This is a genomic window from Streptomyces sp. 147326, assembly GCF_045000215.1.
In the GTDB taxonomy this organism is placed as follows: Bacteria; Actinomycetota; Actinomycetes; order Streptomycetales; family Streptomycetaceae; genus Streptomyces.
Map to the genome: position 1 here is coordinate 298,916 of NZ_CP134201.1, position 14,610 is coordinate 313,525.

General features: G+C 72.8%; 19 protein-coding genes. 12 read left to right on the forward strand and 7 right to left on the reverse strand.

Going from position 1 to position 14,610, the window contains the following annotated elements:
- The first annotated feature begins 73 nt into the window (after positions 1 to 73).
- Together RIU97_RS01480 and RIU97_RS01485 are read left to right on the forward strand one after the other, a co-directional pair.
- Entirely contained in the window at positions 74 to 799 is a 726-nt protein-coding gene (locus tag RIU97_RS01480; RefSeq protein WP_404952889.1) for an HNH endonuclease family protein, read from the forward strand.
- A complete protein-coding gene (locus tag RIU97_RS01485) occupies positions 796 to 1,083 on the forward strand; it encodes a hypothetical protein (protein WP_404952890.1) in 288 nt (95 codons plus the stop codon). Before RIU97_RS01480 ends, RIU97_RS01485 begins: the two co-directional genes overlap by 4 nt.
- Before the next feature lie 7 nt (positions 1,084 to 1,090).
- Here the strand turns inward: RIU97_RS01485 and RIU97_RS01490 are convergent, their stop codons facing one another.
- The 3 genes from RIU97_RS01490 to RIU97_RS01500 form a co-directional block, all read right to left on the reverse strand.
- Positions 1,091 to 2,245 carry a YncE family protein gene (locus RIU97_RS01490; RefSeq protein WP_404952891.1) on the reverse strand — a complete coding sequence of 385 codons (1,155 nt, stop codon included), beginning with the start codon at positions 2,243 to 2,245 and terminating at the stop codon, positions 1,091 to 1,093.
- Positions 2,242 to 2,571, reverse strand: coding sequence for an ankyrin repeat domain-containing protein (locus RIU97_RS01495; RefSeq protein ID WP_404952892.1), 330 nt, complete (start codon positions 2,569 to 2,571; stop codon positions 2,242 to 2,244). The genes RIU97_RS01490 and RIU97_RS01495 overlap by 4 nt, the downstream gene beginning before the upstream one ends.
- Before the next feature lie 165 nt (positions 2,572 to 2,736).
- A complete protein-coding gene (locus RIU97_RS01500; protein ID WP_404952893.1) occupies positions 2,737 to 3,270 on the reverse strand; it encodes a GNAT family N-acetyltransferase in 534 nt (177 codons plus the stop codon).
- A gap of 150 nt (positions 3,271 to 3,420) precedes the next feature.
- On the opposite strand from RIU97_RS01500, the gene RIU97_RS01505 reads away from it, so the two are divergent.
- On the forward strand, positions 3,421 to 4,731 hold the full coding sequence (locus tag RIU97_RS01505) for a sulfite oxidase (RefSeq protein WP_404952894.1): 1,311 nt from the start codon (positions 3,421 to 3,423) through the stop codon (positions 4,729 to 4,731).
- A gap of 8 nt (positions 4,732 to 4,739) precedes the next feature.
- Here RIU97_RS01505 and RIU97_RS01510 read toward each other — a convergent pair whose 3' ends face one another.
- Positions 4,740 to 5,903, reverse strand: a complete 1,164-nt coding sequence (locus tag RIU97_RS01510) for an alpha/beta hydrolase family protein (RefSeq protein WP_404952895.1) — start codon at positions 5,901 to 5,903, stop codon at positions 4,740 to 4,742.
- A 760-nt stretch (positions 5,904 to 6,663) separates the two neighbouring features.
- Between RIU97_RS01510 and RIU97_RS01515 the strand changes: the two genes are divergently transcribed.
- The 3 genes from RIU97_RS01515 to RIU97_RS01525 all read left to right on the forward strand — a co-directional run bounded on the left by RIU97_RS01515 (position 6,664) and on the right by RIU97_RS01525 (position 8,867).
- Positions 6,664 to 6,843, forward strand: a complete 180-nt coding sequence (locus tag RIU97_RS01515; RefSeq protein ID WP_404952896.1) for a hypothetical protein — start codon at positions 6,664 to 6,666, stop codon at positions 6,841 to 6,843.
- A gap of 511 nt (positions 6,844 to 7,354) precedes the next feature.
- Complete coding sequence (locus tag RIU97_RS01520) at positions 7,355 to 7,678, forward strand: putative quinol monooxygenase (RefSeq protein WP_404952897.1); 324 nt, start codon at positions 7,355 to 7,357, stop codon at positions 7,676 to 7,678.
- A gap of 130 nt (positions 7,679 to 7,808) precedes the next feature.
- On the forward strand, positions 7,809 to 8,867 hold the full coding sequence (locus RIU97_RS01525) for a hypothetical protein (protein ID WP_404952898.1): 1,059 nt from the start codon (positions 7,809 to 7,811) through the stop codon (positions 8,865 to 8,867).
- Between the two features lie 17 nt (positions 8,868 to 8,884).
- Here RIU97_RS01525 and RIU97_RS01530 read toward each other — a convergent pair whose 3' ends face one another.
- Positions 8,885 to 9,445, reverse strand: coding sequence for a nucleotidyltransferase domain-containing protein (locus RIU97_RS01530; protein WP_404952899.1), 561 nt, complete (start codon positions 9,443 to 9,445; stop codon positions 8,885 to 8,887).
- 218 nt (positions 9,446 to 9,663) lie between these two features.
- Complete coding sequence (locus RIU97_RS01535) at positions 9,664 to 9,948, reverse strand: hypothetical protein (protein WP_404952900.1); 285 nt, start codon at positions 9,946 to 9,948, stop codon at positions 9,664 to 9,666.
- Between RIU97_RS01535 and RIU97_RS01540 the strand changes: the two genes are divergently transcribed.
- From RIU97_RS01540 to RIU97_RS01560, 5 genes are all read left to right on the forward strand, one after another.
- A complete protein-coding gene (locus RIU97_RS01540) occupies positions 9,947 to 10,456 on the forward strand; it encodes an SDR family oxidoreductase (protein ID WP_404952901.1) in 510 nt (169 codons plus the stop codon). The genes RIU97_RS01535 and RIU97_RS01540 overlap by 2 nt on opposite strands.
- A 206-nt stretch (positions 10,457 to 10,662) precedes the next feature.
- Positions 10,663 to 11,775, forward strand: a complete 1,113-nt coding sequence (locus RIU97_RS01545; protein WP_404952902.1) for a DUF6183 family protein — start codon at positions 10,663 to 10,665, stop codon at positions 11,773 to 11,775.
- A gap of 71 nt (positions 11,776 to 11,846) precedes the next feature.
- On the forward strand, positions 11,847 to 12,200 hold the full coding sequence (locus RIU97_RS01550; protein ID WP_404952903.1) for a DUF2975 domain-containing protein: 354 nt from the start codon (positions 11,847 to 11,849) through the stop codon (positions 12,198 to 12,200).
- A gap of 4 nt (positions 12,201 to 12,204) precedes the next feature.
- The gene (locus RIU97_RS01555; RefSeq protein WP_404952904.1) at positions 12,205 to 12,342 is read left to right on the forward strand and encodes a hypothetical protein; all 138 of its coding nucleotides are present in this window, start codon (positions 12,205 to 12,207) and stop codon (positions 12,340 to 12,342) included.
- The gene (locus RIU97_RS01560) at positions 12,342 to 12,563 is read left to right on the forward strand and encodes a helix-turn-helix domain-containing protein (protein ID WP_404952905.1); all 222 of its coding nucleotides are present in this window, start codon (positions 12,342 to 12,344) and stop codon (positions 12,561 to 12,563) included. Before RIU97_RS01555 ends, RIU97_RS01560 begins: the two co-directional genes overlap by 1 nt.
- Positions 12,564 to 12,602: 39 nt before the next feature.
- Here RIU97_RS01560 and RIU97_RS01565 read toward each other — a convergent pair whose 3' ends face one another.
- On the reverse strand, positions 12,603 to 13,583 hold the full coding sequence (locus tag RIU97_RS01565) for an isopenicillin N synthase family dioxygenase (protein WP_404952906.1): 981 nt from the start codon (positions 13,581 to 13,583) through the stop codon (positions 12,603 to 12,605).
- A 240-nt stretch (positions 13,584 to 13,823) separates the two neighbouring features.
- Between RIU97_RS01565 and RIU97_RS01570 the strand changes: the two genes are divergently transcribed.
- Entirely contained in the window at positions 13,824 to 14,576 is a 753-nt protein-coding gene (locus RIU97_RS01570) for a VOC family protein (RefSeq protein WP_404952907.1), read from the forward strand.
- Positions 14,577 to 14,610: the final 34 nt, after the last annotated feature.

The following is a 14,610-nucleotide window of genomic DNA, read 5'->3' on the forward strand; positions in this document are numbered from 1 at the left end:
GGCCGGTTTTATGTCCGGTTCTGGGTAGTCTTCCGGGGACAGTTGCGCAGCGGAGCCGACTCGGGGTGGGGTTATGGGACGTCAGATAGGTGTGCCCGGTGCGGTCCTGGCGGCCGTACTGCTGGCGGCCGCGGCCGGCTGCTCCGGTGCGGACGCGCCGGGTGCCGGGGGCGCGAAGCCGCCCGCGACGCGGACCGCACAGCCCCCGGACTCGAAGCCGGATTCCAAGCCGGCCGGCGGGGACGGGCTGCCGGGAATGGTCGCCGCCGCCGTGGCCCGGACGCAGTTGGCGGCGCTGAGGGTGGCGCCGGTGGGCACGATGGCCGGCTACAGCCGGGACAAGTTCACGCACTGGGCCCAGCAGGGCAACAAGTGCGACACCCGCGAGGTGATCCTGGAGCGCGACGGCACCGGCGTCTCACGGGACGCGGAGTGCCGGGCGGTGTCCGGCACCTGGAAGAGCCTGTACGACGGGGTGGTCGTCACCGACGCCGCGAAGATGGACATCGACCACATGGTCCCGCTTGCCGAGGGGTGGCGCTCTGGCGCGGCCGGCTGGGACCCCGCCAAGCGCAAGGCCTTCGCCAACGACCTGACCAACCCTCAGCTGCTCGCGGTAACGGCGGCCTCGAACCGTTCCAAGGGTGACCAGAGCCCGGACCTGTGGCAGCCGCCGGACAAGTCGAGCTGGTGCCAGTACGGGCGGGCCTGGACCACCGTGAAGTCCACGTACGGGCTGACCGTCACCGAACCGGAGAAGAAGATGCTCACCACGATGCTCGACACCTGCGCCTCATGAGCGGAGCGGACCACCGCCGGTGGCAGGACCGGGTGACGGCCGGGCCGGGCGGCGCCATGACCGACGAGGTGGGCGTCATCACCGGCCCGCTCACCCTGTGCACCACCGCCGTGGCCGGGGACCTGGTCCGCTTCGACGTCCAGTACGAGGGCGCCGAAGAGTGGTACACCCTCACCGGCAGCCCGCTCCCCCACCACGGCGATCCGGCCGCCCTGCACGCCGCCGCGCTCGCCGCGGTCCGCCGGGGCGGCGCGGCACGGGCCCCCGGAACCGCGCCCGCCTGAGCGGGGCTCAGAGGACGGCGATGCCGAGCGGTCTGGCGCCCGCCGGGAGGCGGCGGGCGGCGCCCGTCTCCAGGTCCACGACCGTGAGGCCGTTCCAGTGGCCGTCACGGGTGTAGCCGCCCGTGACGTACGCGGTCCGGCCGTCCCGGGTCACGGCCACGTCCTCGTGCGGGCCCTCCAGCGGGTACACCCGCTCGCTGCCGTCCGGGGAACGGACCGTCAGTGACGGGCCCTTGCCCGTGCCGGGCTCCACCGCTGCGGTGCCGACCACCAGGAGGCGGCCGTCGGCGGTGACGGTGGCGCCGTGCTGGTGGGTGTCGGCGGTCATCGGCTCGATGGCGGTACGGCCACTGCGCGGGTCGACGACGGCGAGCCGCTCGCCCTCGAAGGGGAGCAGCAGTTTCCCGTCGGCCGGGCGGACGGCCGCGTAGTGCGGCTTCAGCCAGGAGTCGAGCCCGCCGTCGGTGCCGTACGGGGCGACTTCGATCCGGCGGGGCCGGAGCGAGCCGGCTTCCACGACGGTGACGTCGAAGGAGTCGTGGCCGGTGACGTACACCTCGGCGCCGTCGGCCGACACGTCCACGTCGAAGGGGCGCCGGCCCACCGGTACGACGGCGGTGACCCGGCGCGCCGCCGTGTCCACGACCTCCAGGACGCCGGTGGTGCCGGGGACGTTGACCCCGACGTACGCGTGCGCGCCGTCGGGCGACAGCGCGATGCCCATGCCGCCGCCGCGGTACTCGCCGTCGGTGACCGGGCCGGCGTCGGTGCGGTACGGGATGCGGGCCAGCCGGGCGCGGGTGCGGGTGTCGACGACGGCGAGGCCCTCGGCCGTGGCCACCCACGCGCGGCCGTCGGCGCCGACGGCCAGCCCGTACGGGGCCCTGCCCACGACGACGGAGGCGACCGCTCCGCGCTCCGGGTCCACGAAGGTGACGGTGTCGGCCCCGAAGTCGGCGGTCAGGAGCAGCCCTTGCGGGGCCGGCGCGGTGGCCGGCAGCGGGGAGGCCGCGGACGGCGCCGGGCTCGGCGCCGCGGAGGAGGCGGAGCTCGCCGGGTTCGCAGAGGTCGCCGAGGTCCCGGCCTGTGTGCAGGCGCCGAGCAGCAGGGTCGCGGCGAGCGCCGAGAGGGCGGTACGGGTGCCGCGTGCGCGGCGGTTCACCGGCCGGCCTCCCGCTCGTACCCGCTTCCCGGCTCGTCCCCGGCCGCCCCGGCCGCGCGCAGGATCCGCGCCATGCCCTCGAAGCCCCGGCGCACGGCGTGCTCGTACGAGGTCACCCCGTCCTGGTCGGCCAGTTCGGGATCGGCTCCGGCGGCGAGCAGCACCGCGGCCGCGGCCACGTGGTCGCCGAGCGCGGCGAGCAGCAGCGGTGTGTGCAGCTGTTCGTCGCGGGCTTCCACGGCGGCGCCCGCGGCGAGCGCGGCGCTCACCGCCGCCGCGTCACCGGCGCGGACGCCGTCGAGGAGCAGTCGGTCGTGCGCGTTCATGGTGTCCCTCTCGGCTCCGGGGCGGGAGGGCCGCGTACGACTTCCCGCTCCCCCGGTCCATGCTCGCCGCGCCGGAGCCCTCGGCCGGTCCGCCCGGTGGACGGAGCCCGGGAGCGGTCCGGCCGACCCCGGGGTCGGCCGATCGGCTCATGCGGCAGGGCGGGATCAGGCCTCGTACTCCGTGAGGTCGATGCCGTGGACGCGCACGGAGGTCCCGTACCGGGGGTCGGTGGTGTCGCGCTCCATCGCCATGCCCAGCTTGCGGATCACGTTCTCGGAATCGGCGTTGCTCATCCGGTTGATCGCGACGACCCGGTCCAGGCCGCGGTCCTGCAGAGCGAACTCCAAGGTGGCGTGGGCGGCCTCGGAGGCATAGCCCTGGCCCCAGTACTGGCGGCCGAGGCGCCAGCTGATCTGCACGTCCGCCCGGGCGTCCGGCAGGTTCTCGAGCACCGAGAGACCCACGGCACCGATGAGCTCGCCGGAGCCGAGGAGCTCGACGGCGAAGAGCCCGAAGCCCTCGTCGTCCCACTCCTCCTCCCAGCGCTCGATCTCCTCGGCCGTCTCGTCCAGGCCGAGGGTGGAACCGTCACCGATCCAGCGCATCACCTCCGGGTCGGCGTTGATCTCCGACAGCGGGACGAGGTCGTCGTCGGTCCAGCGGCGGAGGAGGAGGCGGGGGGTACGGATCTCGGTCATGCCCCACATCCTGCCGAAAATCCGCCGACCAGCGGTAATCGGCCGTTGCGGCAGTGTTTCGAGTGCGTGGCCATCCCGGTGGGAAGGTTCCCGCGGCTCGCCCCGGACCTCTACGGTCCGTCGGGAACCGCGACCAAGGAGTGCACTGCCATGCCGCTCGATCTGTCGGACGAGAGCCACTACGACCGCACGCGCCTGCGGCAGTGGGCCCGCGGCCGCGCCCGCTCCGCCGGGGTGGACCGCCGCGATCTGATGAAGCTGTTCGCGGTGGGTGCCGCGGCCGGGTCGCTGGGCTTGGCCACGGGTGCACCGGCCGCGGCCGCGGGTGCACCGGTCGCGGCCGCGGTCCCGCCCGGCCCGGCCGGCCCCGTGGCGGCCGCGGGCCCGGTCACCGTGAAGCCGCTGCCGCCCGAGCTGTTCACGCTCCGCGGCACGAACGCGGAGACGAACTTCGCGGCGCTGCGCGGCACCGGCCCGCTCACCCCGATCGACCGGTTCTTCGTGCGCAATCACACCTCCACCCCGCGCGTCGATGCCGGCGGGTGGCGGCTGAAGGTGTGGGGCGACGGGCTCGCGGGCGGCCCGGTGGAGTTCTCGTACGAGCGGCTGCGGGCCCTGCGGGCGGTCGAGCGGACGCTGTTCATCGAGTGCGCGGGCAACGGCCGGAGCTTCTACACCACCCAGCAGGGGCAGCCGGTGACGGGCACCGCCTGGACCCTGGGCGCGATCGGGGTCGCGCGCTGGCGCGGGGCGCGGCTGTCGGACGTACTGCGGCTCGCCGGGGTGACCCGCGGGGCCGTCGACGTCCTGCCGAGCGGGCTGGACGACGAGGTGATCGCGAACGGGGTGAACCTGGGCCGGGTGCGCCGCCCGCTGCCGGTGGCGAAGGCGCTGGACGACGTCCTGCTCGCCTACGAGATGAACGGGCAGCCGCTGCCGCCCGACCACGGCGGTCCGGTGCGCCTCGTCGTACCGGACTGGGTCGGGATCTCCTCGATCAAGTGGGTCGGGGACATCGAGGTGAGCGACGAGCCGCTGTACTCGCCGTGGAACACCGACATGTACCGGCTGTTCGGGCCGGAGCACCCGGCGCAGGGCGGCGCCCCGCTGACCCGGCAGACCCTCAAGAGCGCCTTCGAGCTGGAGCTGGGAGCCGTCCTTCCCGTGCACCGGACCCGGCTGCTGACCGGCCGGTCCTGGTCGGCGGCGGCCCCCGTGACCCGCGTCGAGGTCAGCACGGACGGGGGCGGCCACTGGCGGCGGGCCCGGACGCACGATGCCCCGCGCCGGGGCGGCTGGGTGCGCTGGTCGGTGCCGTGGACCCCGCGGACGACGGGCGCGACGGCGCTGCTGGCCCGGGCGACCGACGCGAGCGGGCGGACGCAGCCCGAGACCTCGGTCCACAACACGCAGGGCTACCTCTTCGACGCGGTCGTGCGGCACCCGGTGACCGTGGTCTGAGGACCGGTTCAGGGGGTGTGGAACCCGACCTCCGGCGCGTCGGCGGACGGACCGTCGAGGACGGGCCGGGGGGTACCCCGCAGGTGCTGGTCGAAGAAGGCCGCGACGTAGCGCCGGGTCAGCTCGACGGAGCGGGCTCCGGGCAACGGGGCTCCCTGGTCGGGCAGGCCGAGCTGTTCGCCGATGGCCGGGAAGTCGGTGAAGGTGAAGTGGCCCGAGTCCGCGAAGGTGATCCAGCGCTTCCACCCGTCGATCCTGGACCAGTCGCGGTCCCAGGACGTCATGCCCCCGGGGCCGCTGTCCTGCGCTCCGAGCAGCATGAAGGGGCGCCCGCCGAGCCCGGCCTCGGGGACCGGGGTGTGGAGCCCGCCGTCCATGTTCACCCCGGCCCGGATCCTGGGGTCGATCGCCATCGCGGCGACCGCGGAGGCGCCGCCGATGGAGTGGCCCGCCATCGCGATGCGGTTCGGGTCGATGAGGCCGGCGTGGCGCCAGGCGGGGTGGCGTCCGGCGAGGCGGTCCAGCAGGAAGGAGACGTCGCGGCCGCGGGTGTCGCTGACCGTCTGCATGCCGGTCCCCGCTTCGGTCTTCTCACAGGCCAGGCACTCCAGCACCCGCCCGCCGGGGAAGGCCGTCCCGACGCTCTCGTAGGCGTGGTCGACCGCGGCGACGACGTAGCCGCGGGAGGCCAGGTCCTCGGCGAGCGCCGTGAGGGTGGCGCGGTGGGCGGTGAAGCCCGGGGAGAGAACAATCAGCGGGTACCGTCCGGCGACGGGACGGGCGTGGGTCCGGGAGGCGCTCACCGTGCCGGTCAGGGCCTCGACCGGAATGACCTGGTCCAGCTTGCGGTCGACCAGCAGCAGCCGGGCCTCCTCGTCGGTGAGGTAGCGCGCGGCGCCGCCGGTGGCACGCTGCGCCGGATAGCGCATGGTGACCATCAGCTCGCGGGGCCCGGACCCGGCCCAGGGATCGGTGCGGCTGCGGTCCACCAGGTGCAGGTCTTCCCGGCCGACCGCGAAACGGCCGGTGGGGCGCGGGAGTTCCACCGTGGTGCGGCTCGGCGCGGCAGCGGACGGGGCGTCCGCCGCGGCCGCGGTGCCGGCGGCGGCGAACGGGAGGGGCAGGAGGAGGGCGAGTAAGGCGGCTGAGGCGACTGCTCTGCGTCGATTCATGGAACCGACGCTATGCACCGGCGCCTGACCGATCGTCACCACTGCGGAGGATCTGCCCGTCCCACCGGAGGAGGGTTTCTCACCCCCGGTCACCCCGAAGTATGAACACCCGCGGGAAGACCGGGCGCCCCGGGCCCTCGGCACGAGGAACGGCTGGCGGCGCCCGCGCGGCACTTGCGAGCATGCACCTCATGAACACGACGGGGGATGGACGGATCGACGTGGTACCGCTCGGCACGACGCGGGCGCCGGGCACGGTCGAGGCGGTCGCCGGAGGGCGGCTCCTTGTTCGCACGCCGGGGCTGGCGGAGGTCCACGACCGCGAGGAGTTCCTTGCGGGGAGGACCGGAGGCGCGACCGCCGCCCTGCGGACGGAGGAACAGGAGCGGGCGGTTCCCACGCCCGACGGCAGATCGTGGTGGCCGGGGTGGCATCGGTGCGGGCGCTGGGCCCCGACGGCGGCCCGCGATGGGAGCTTCTCCACGACGCGTGGCACGGCGCCGCCCGGGCACCCTCCGCGCCGGCCGTCAGCCCGGACGGACGGATGGTGAGCGTCGTCGCGCCGACGCTGGAGCCCGAGCACCTTCCCCGACGACGACCGCGACGGGCTGGCGGCGTACGACCTCGGCACAGGGCAGCAGACGGCGCTGCTGGACCTGTCGGAGCTTGCCGTCGACCCGGAGAACGACGAGTTCTCCTCAACTCCGAGCCGTCGGCCCGGTAGACCACCGCGTTGTCCGACGGGGTGAACGGTGCGCCGTTGATCGCTTCCACCACCAGCACCAGCGTCTCGCCGTGCTCCCGCCACGCCATGACGGCCCGCGGCGGACGCTCGTACGACTTCTCGACGGTCCCGGCGGGACCGCTCCACCGGACCGTGGTGTCGCCCGGGATCCATGTGATCACTGCATGGGTGAGGGTCAGGCTGACGATCCAGTAGTCGTACTCCTCCGCGGTAACGCCGCAGATGTGGTCGCCGGAGCCGGACCGGGCGATGAACTCGATCCGCCCTTGGTCATCCACGAGGCGGGCGACGTCGGCACCGTCCGTGAGACGCACCCGGACCCAGCCGACGTCGGAACTCCCCGTCACGACCGCCGTGAGGAGGAACGTCCCGTCCTCGTCGATGACACCGGCTCGGCGGGCGTGTTCGAGCCACAGCCGGTGGACTCCACCCAGGTCTCCCTTCAAGGGGAAGGAGGCACTGGGCTCCACGCCGAAACCCGCCATGGCCCGCCAGGCCGTTTCGACCGAAGGTCCGGGGTCGTTGCCCTGGGCCGTGACCACTTCGAGGCCGCTGCTCCGGATGAGTTCGACGAGGTACTCCTCGCTGGTGCGCATGTCATTTCTCCTCGAAGCGGCGGCCCTGCGTCATCGTCGTACGCCAACCGGCCGCGCCGCAGGCTGTACTGCAGGCGTAGGTTGCGAAGCAACCTGCATAGAATGCCCATGTGATCTTCATTGTGGTGAAATTCTCCGTCAAGCCCGAATATGTCGACGCGTGGCCCGACAAGGTCGCGCCGTTCACTCACGCCACCCGTGCCGAACCCGGGAACCTCTGGTTCGAGTGGTCGCGCAGCCTGGAGGAGCCGAACACCTTCGTGTTGGTCGAGGCCTTCCAGGACGACGCTGCCGAGGCGCACGTCACCTCCGAGCATTTCCGCGCCGCGCTGGAGACCATGCGGCCGATGGTGACCCGGACGCCCGAGATCGTCAGCACCACCATCGAGGGCGCGACCGGCTGGAGCCGCATGGGCGAGCTCCAGATCGACTAGGTCGCGCCCGCTGGCCTCCCGCACCAGTCCGTAGAGCAGCCGCCCTCCAGGGACCCCTCCCCCGGCCGGGGGAGAGAGATCGTTCCGGCAGCTGACGCCACCCCGCCGCGGTCGCTGCACTGTTCGGAACATGACCCGTGTTCAATGGACGATGAAGGCGCTCTGGAGCTGGTGGCAGCGATGGCCGAGCTGGGTGGCCCGGGCAACGATGCTGTGGGCGGTGCTCTATGCCGGCTTCGGCCTGGCGTGCGCGCTGAGCGGTACCCCCTTGCTCTTCCACGGCGGCGACTCCGGGGCCTCCGGGCTGGGTTGGGTGGTCTTGGCCGTGGGTGCGGTGGCGGCGCTCGTCAGCGGAGCGGTGGTGTGGTTCGGGCTGGGGCCGGCCCTACGGGTGCTGCTCTGGGTCGCCTGTGGGCTGGCCGGGATCACCGCGTTCAGTCTGCTGATGGATGTGATCACGCTGATGCTCGGTCAGGGAGTGGACAGCCAGGTCTCCGCCGCGAACAAGGCCCTGGCGGCGGTCGGGGCGGTCCTGCTCGCGGCCACGGCCCGGTCCGGCCGCCGGCCTGCCGGTACGGCCGTACGAGCACCGTCCCCTGCACCGCGGCTCGTCCAACTCGCCGCCTGGGCGGGGACGCTGGCCTTCGTCCCGTACGCGGCGATGAAGCTGCTCTGGGCGTCCGGCGGCACGTTCGCGGGGATCACCGGTGAGGAGATGCTCGCGGTCTCGGAGCGGAACGGCGCCTCGGGAATCTTCCTCACCCTGGAGTCCTGGGGCCTGGACCCCACCGCGCTGCTGGCCGTACTCGGCGTCTTCCTGCTCTGGGGCCTGGTCCGCCCGTGGGGGCAGGTCTTCCCACGCTGGACTCCGTACCTCCGCGGCCGACGGGTGCCGCGCTGGCTCCCGCTCGCCCCGGCTCTGCTCGGCGCCGCCACCCTCGCCCCGTACGGCGTCCTGGGGGTCGGATACTTGGCCCTGGCAACGGCCGGCGCAGTGACGATGCGGCGCGGCGACTTCCACTCCTCGGGCGACGCGCTGCTGGTCGGCTGGATCGGGATGGTCGCCTTCGCCGTATACGGCATCGCCCTGACCATCGCGGCCCGCTCGTACTGGCTTCGGGGGAGGTCGTTCCACCTCGCGAGCCCAGACACACCGGACGCCAAAGCCCCCCTCCCGTTGCAGCCCTGACCACCGGCCCAGGTGCGTTATCCCGGCTGGGGCTCGGCGGCGGCGTGCCAGGTTCGAGCGTAGCCCTCGCGGAGGGGACCGCCCGCGAGGATGAGGATCTCTGCCGCGGCGTCGGCGAGGTCCTCGGATTCGCCGTTCTCGCAGAGGCGGCAGTAGCCGTCGAGGAGAGCTCCGCCGCGCTGGGGGTCGGCCTGCAGCAGGCGGCGGGGCAGCCACTTGCCGCCGCCTGTCCAGGCCCGGTGGTGGTCGAAGAGGAGGTCGGCGGCGGTGTTGAGGACGACGCCGGCCACGGCGAGGCGCTCGACGACGTCCGTGGCGTCGGCGAGGTCGTCGAGCGCATCGGTGAGGGCGTAGCGCCGGCTCTCGACCGTGGCGGGGGCCAGGGCGCCAGGGCCCTCACGGAGCGCGTCCTCGGCGCGCCGCTTGATGCAACTGGCGGCTCCGTCCCGCTCGGAAAGGACCAGGCCGTCGGCGTACATGCGTTGCATGACGCCGCGGCGGGCGGCTGCGTCGGCGGCGAAGAGCTCGTGCCAGGGAATTCCGGGCCGGCCGGGCCGGGCGAGAGAAGGGCACCGCACGGCAGCGCACAACGCCGGCGAGGTGCCGGCCGTGCAGGACGGCCTCCGGCAGGTGCAGGTCGGCCGCGCGCGGCCCCAGCCCGCCTCCCGGCAGCGGCATCTGCCGCTCCGCTTCGGCTCCTGGAGGCGAACGTGGCACACCCCCCGAGCGGACCTGGCCTTCCGCCCCTCGGACCCGGCCGATCGCGCTCTGAAGCGGGTGCGCGCGCCCGACGCCGCTACGCGGAGGCAACGACCTCGCCCGCTGTAACCTGCGGCGGGTTGGGGAGGAGCGAAGCGAGGTTCTCCCGCACGAAGTGCGCCGCCCTCTCGACCGATGCGTCGGCGCCCGCACGGTCCTGGAACACGCTGGTCGAAACCATCACCCCGTTGCCGGCATCGACCCAGTAGTAGGCCACGAATCCGGGGACCTGACGCATGATCGGCACGAACCCCTCGTCGACGAGGCGTCCCGCTTCGGCCGGGTCGGTCACGCCTTCGTACCTCCGGACTGCTGCGTACATGGCTGGTCCCCTCAACAGTGCTCGGCGTCGTCGCTGCGAAAGACTGCGTACCCCGCCCGCCGGGTACTCGGCTCGCAAGCGCCCGCCAATCACTGGAAGAGCCCTCACCCGGTCATACGAACGGCTCCTCCCGCTGATGGCCGACGGCGGCTCCGTCGTCAACGTCAGCGGCAACGCGGCGGCCGCGACCTCCGGGCTGGAGCCCGGCTACGCGGCGTACGCATCGATGAAGGGCGGCCTGACCGTGCTGACCCGCTACATGGCCAAGGAATTCAGTCCGCGCGGCATCCGCGTCAACGCGGTCTCGCCCGGGGCCACCCGCACCCGGCTCGCCGACGACGCGTTCACCCGCTTCCCCGAGGTCGTACCGGCCCTCGCCGCGAAGACCGCTTTCGGCCGGGTCGGCGAGCCCGACGACGTCGGCTCGCTGATCGCGACCCTGGTCGGCGAGGAGAGCCGCTGGATCACCGCCCAGGACGTCGAGGTCTCCGGCGGCTACCAGCCGTAGGCCCCACGGCCCCACGGCCCCAGCCGGGCTTCACGGCATCGGCCGGCGGACGGCCGGCCAGGTGCGGTCACAGCACTCGTGAGGATGTGCAGGCGCCACCGGCATCCCGTTCCACCCTCCGAAAACAGGAATTCCCCGGTCATGAGCAAGGACATCGCCCGTGGAGCCGCGGCTCTGAACGCAGCCGATGACACGGACCGCTCCACGTGGCACAGGCAAATCGACGCGCAGGTATCCGCCGGCGCGTTCGCTGGGTAGGAGACCTCGCAGTGGCGGCCTCTGCGAGGACCGCCGCAGGGCAGGACGCGAGCGGCCGGTGCGAAACCATCCTCGCCTACGCACACCAGGCTCTGGCCGCCCACCCGGGACCGGAAAGCCTGCGCACCCTGCTGCGGGTGCCCGCATCACCGTATGCCGAGAACTCCGGACGGATTCGATCCGAACGGCGCCTGGCCTCGCTCGTGGCCCATGGCCACCGCATCGAGGACATCGCGCGGTTGGTCTTCGCCCGGGAATCGGGGTCGGTGCACTCCCGGGAATTCGCCGCATGCCTGCTCCACGAACTCGTACTCGTTTCGGACCGGGTCGAGGAGCATCCCGCGATGGTGTCCTTCGCCGGGACGCTCCGTTCCGAAGGACATCCCCTCGCGGAACCGCCCTCGCACCTCCTGCCCGAGGAGCAGCAGGGGCTACGCCGGCCCGCCGACGCGGCGGACGACTGGACCTGGACGGTTCACCCTTCGCCCGTCGTGTCGTACGAGGCGGCCGAACTGCACACCACACCGGAGATGCGTCAGCGCGCGGCGGGCATCGACATGACGGAGACCAGCCTTCCGGAACTCGCGGAAACCGTGGGCGCGGTCGTACGGCACTGGCGCGATCAGTCCAACGGCGAGATCGCCGCACAGGAGTTCTGGTCGCCGGATCCGGTCGCGCCTGAGGATTTTCCCGCCGTCTTCGAGCAGTTGCCTCTCATCCCCTGGCCCGCGGACGGAGCCCCTGCGCGGCTGCATCCGTCGACTCCGGGCGAGGTGCTGCGGATCCTTCTCACCGCCGCGGTTCGGGCCCCGGCCTACGGCCTCGGCCCCGGCGGCGCGTACGGAAGGCTTGCCGCCCGGCGCTCCCTCGGCGGCCTCGCCGGAGCTCCGACGGACGCCCCGATCACGCACACGGCCGAGCTCGTCCGGCAGACGCGCTGGTTCTGCCCCGACGCCGTCTCGTCCATGTGGTTCCACGAAGTCGCCTGGGATCTCGCCGTCGCGGCCCTGCGGCCCGGCGGCCCGGAGATCGTGGTGCTGGCCGCCACCGACACCGACTGACCACGCCCCGGCTCGATCGACGGCGACGACGATCTATTGACTATCGATCACTATCGATCGATTATCGATGCATGCATCGCTTCTTCATCACGGCGCTTCGCGGTGGCATCGCCATGGCGATCCTCTTCGGCCTCTTCGGTCAGCTCGTCATCATCCCCACGACGGCAGCCGACGAGGTCGACCGCTTCCCCCCGTACGCCCCGTACGCCTTGCCCTACACGGTGGCCGCCATCGCGGGAGTCGCCTGCGTCCAGGCCGTCCTCGCTGCGGCGTGGAAGCTGCTCACCATGGTCGAACGTGATGCGATCTTCTCGTCGGCAGCCTTCCGGTGGGTCGACACCATCATCGGTTCCACCATCGCCGCGACGCTGCTGGCTCTCACCGTCACCTGCCACCTGCCACGCCGGCATCCCCTCCCCCGATGACGGCATGGAGCTCATCGGCGCCCTGGCCGCCGCGGCCGCGGCCACCGGCATCGGGGCTTGCCTGGTCATGCTCATCGTCATCATGCGCAATCTGCTGCGCAAGGCGAACGACATGAAGAGTGAACTCGCCGAGGTGGTCTGATGGCCATCATCGTCGACCTCGACGTGCAACTCGCCCAACGCAAGCTCTCGGTCGCCGAGTTCGCCGCCGCCGTCGGAATCAGTCCCGCCAACGTCGCGGTACTGAAGAACGGCCGGGCGAAGGCGGTTCGGTTCACCACACTCGACGCGATCTGCCGCACGCTCGGCTGTCAGCCCGGCGATGTGTTGCGCTGGGTGCCCGACGATGCGGACGAGGGATAGGCCGCGGGGAGTCCGACCGAACAGGGTTCCGCCTCCGCCTCAGGTCTCGCCCCCCTCCGTGACGCTGATCGCGTCGAGCTTGCCGCGCAGGTACGTGTGGGAGTCGACGGGGTCGTGCACCACCCGGCCGACGGGTGCCGGGAGGGACTCCACCCGGGTGTGCGCGTCGCATTCGTAGAAGTAGACGAGCGAGATCAGTTCCTCCGCCGGGGTGTCGGCCGGCGGGGGCAGTACGCGGTGGCGGCCCGCGCGCCAGCGGTCGCCCGTCCAGCGGGCCATCAGGTCACCGATGTTGACGGTGAGGGCGGCCGGATCGTAGGGCGCGTCCTGCCAGCCGTCGGCGTCGGTGTGGATCTGCAGACCGCCCGCGCCGAGCTGCCGGTCGAGGACCGTGACCGTGCCGAAGTCGGTGTGCGCCCCGATGCGGAACTGGCCGGGCAGCGGCGGTCCGACGGTCTCCGTGCCGGGGTACCAGTTGACGTTGAACCCCCAGGTCGGGTGGGAGGTGTGGCGCGTGAAGTGGTCCTCGGCGAGGCCGAGGGCGGTGGCGAGGAGTTCCAGCAGTTCGTCGGAGAGGGCCCGCATCAGGCCCAGGTACTCCGTCACCAGCGGCCGCAGCACCGGCACCTCGGCGGGCCAGGCGTTGGGCCGGAACCACTCGGCGTCCACGGCGGGGTCGCCGGTGGGATCGTCCGCCGCCAGGGACCAGGACTCCTTGAGGTCGGGCGGCGAGGCCGTGCCCTCGGCGTAGCTGTTCGCCTCCGCGCCGGGGCCGAGCCAGCCCCGGCCGCCGACCGTGACGGCGTACGGCTCCTTCGCGGCGGGCGGCAGCCGGAAGAAGGCGCGCGCCGCCTCCCGGATCCGCGCGGGCAGTGAGGGGTCCACGCCGTGGCCGGTCACGAGCAGGAAGCCGGCCGCGCGCAGGGCCTCGTCGACGCGGGCGGCCGTACGGGCGCGGTCCTGCGCTCCGCCGGACCGCCACGGCCCGAGATCGATCACGGGGACCTGGGAACCGGCCATGGGAGACCTGCCTTCCGGTGCTGCGGGGTGGCGTCCGGCACCGAGGCTATCGTCGGACGCCACCCACCGGGACCGACACGGAGCGTGGTTCTCGGACACCTTCCGTGTGCGTCCTTCACCACCGACCGCGAGGAACGGGACGAAAAGGACCAGAATGTACCGAGGGGCCCCTCAGGGACGGAGCAAGCGGTGGAGATTTCTACGAGAGAGGTCTTCGGGGCGCCCTGCTGGGTGAGCCTGATGACCCGCGATCTCGAGACGGCCCAGCGTTTCTACGGGGCGGTCGCGGGCTGGAGATTCCGGCCGGCCCGCCTCGGCGAGGCCTTCTCGGTGGCGTACCTGGACCGGGTCCCGGTGGCGGGCATCGGAGCGCTGGCCGCGGATCTGGGGGTCGCGGCGGCCTGGACCCCGTACTTCGCCGTCGACGACGCCGACGTGGCCGTGGACCGCATCCGGGAGCGGACGGGCACCATCGCGGTCGGCCCGGTCTCCTTCGATTCCGGTGGCCGCGCCGCGCTCGTCGCCGACCCCGACGGCGCCGTCTTCGGGATCTGGGAGGGCGCCGTGGCCGCGGACTGGCGGGCGGGCAAGGGACCGCTGCCGGCCTGGCTGGAACTGCGCACCCGGAACGCCCTCGACGCGGCGATCTTCTACGGCGCGGTGCTCGAATGGGCCACCGAACGCCCCGGGTGCTGCGAGGTCTCCTACGAGGAGGACCAGGTCGTGCTGCGGCAGAACGGTGAGCCCGTGGCCCGCCTGAACAGCGGCCCCGTCGAGCTCGCCTCCTACTCCCCGCACACCAGGCCCCGCTGGCACGTCCACTTCCGCGTGCCCAGGCTCCGGCCGGCGATCGAGGCCGCCGTCGCGCTGGGCGGACGCACGGTCTCGGACATCACCTCGAACGCGGTGGAGCGGTGGGTGACGCTCCGCGACCCGGACGGGGCCCTGTTCACCCTCACCACCCTGCTCGGCGCGGACACGGACCTCGGCTGACCGCCCGGCCCGCTCCACTTCGGTCCAGTCCGCT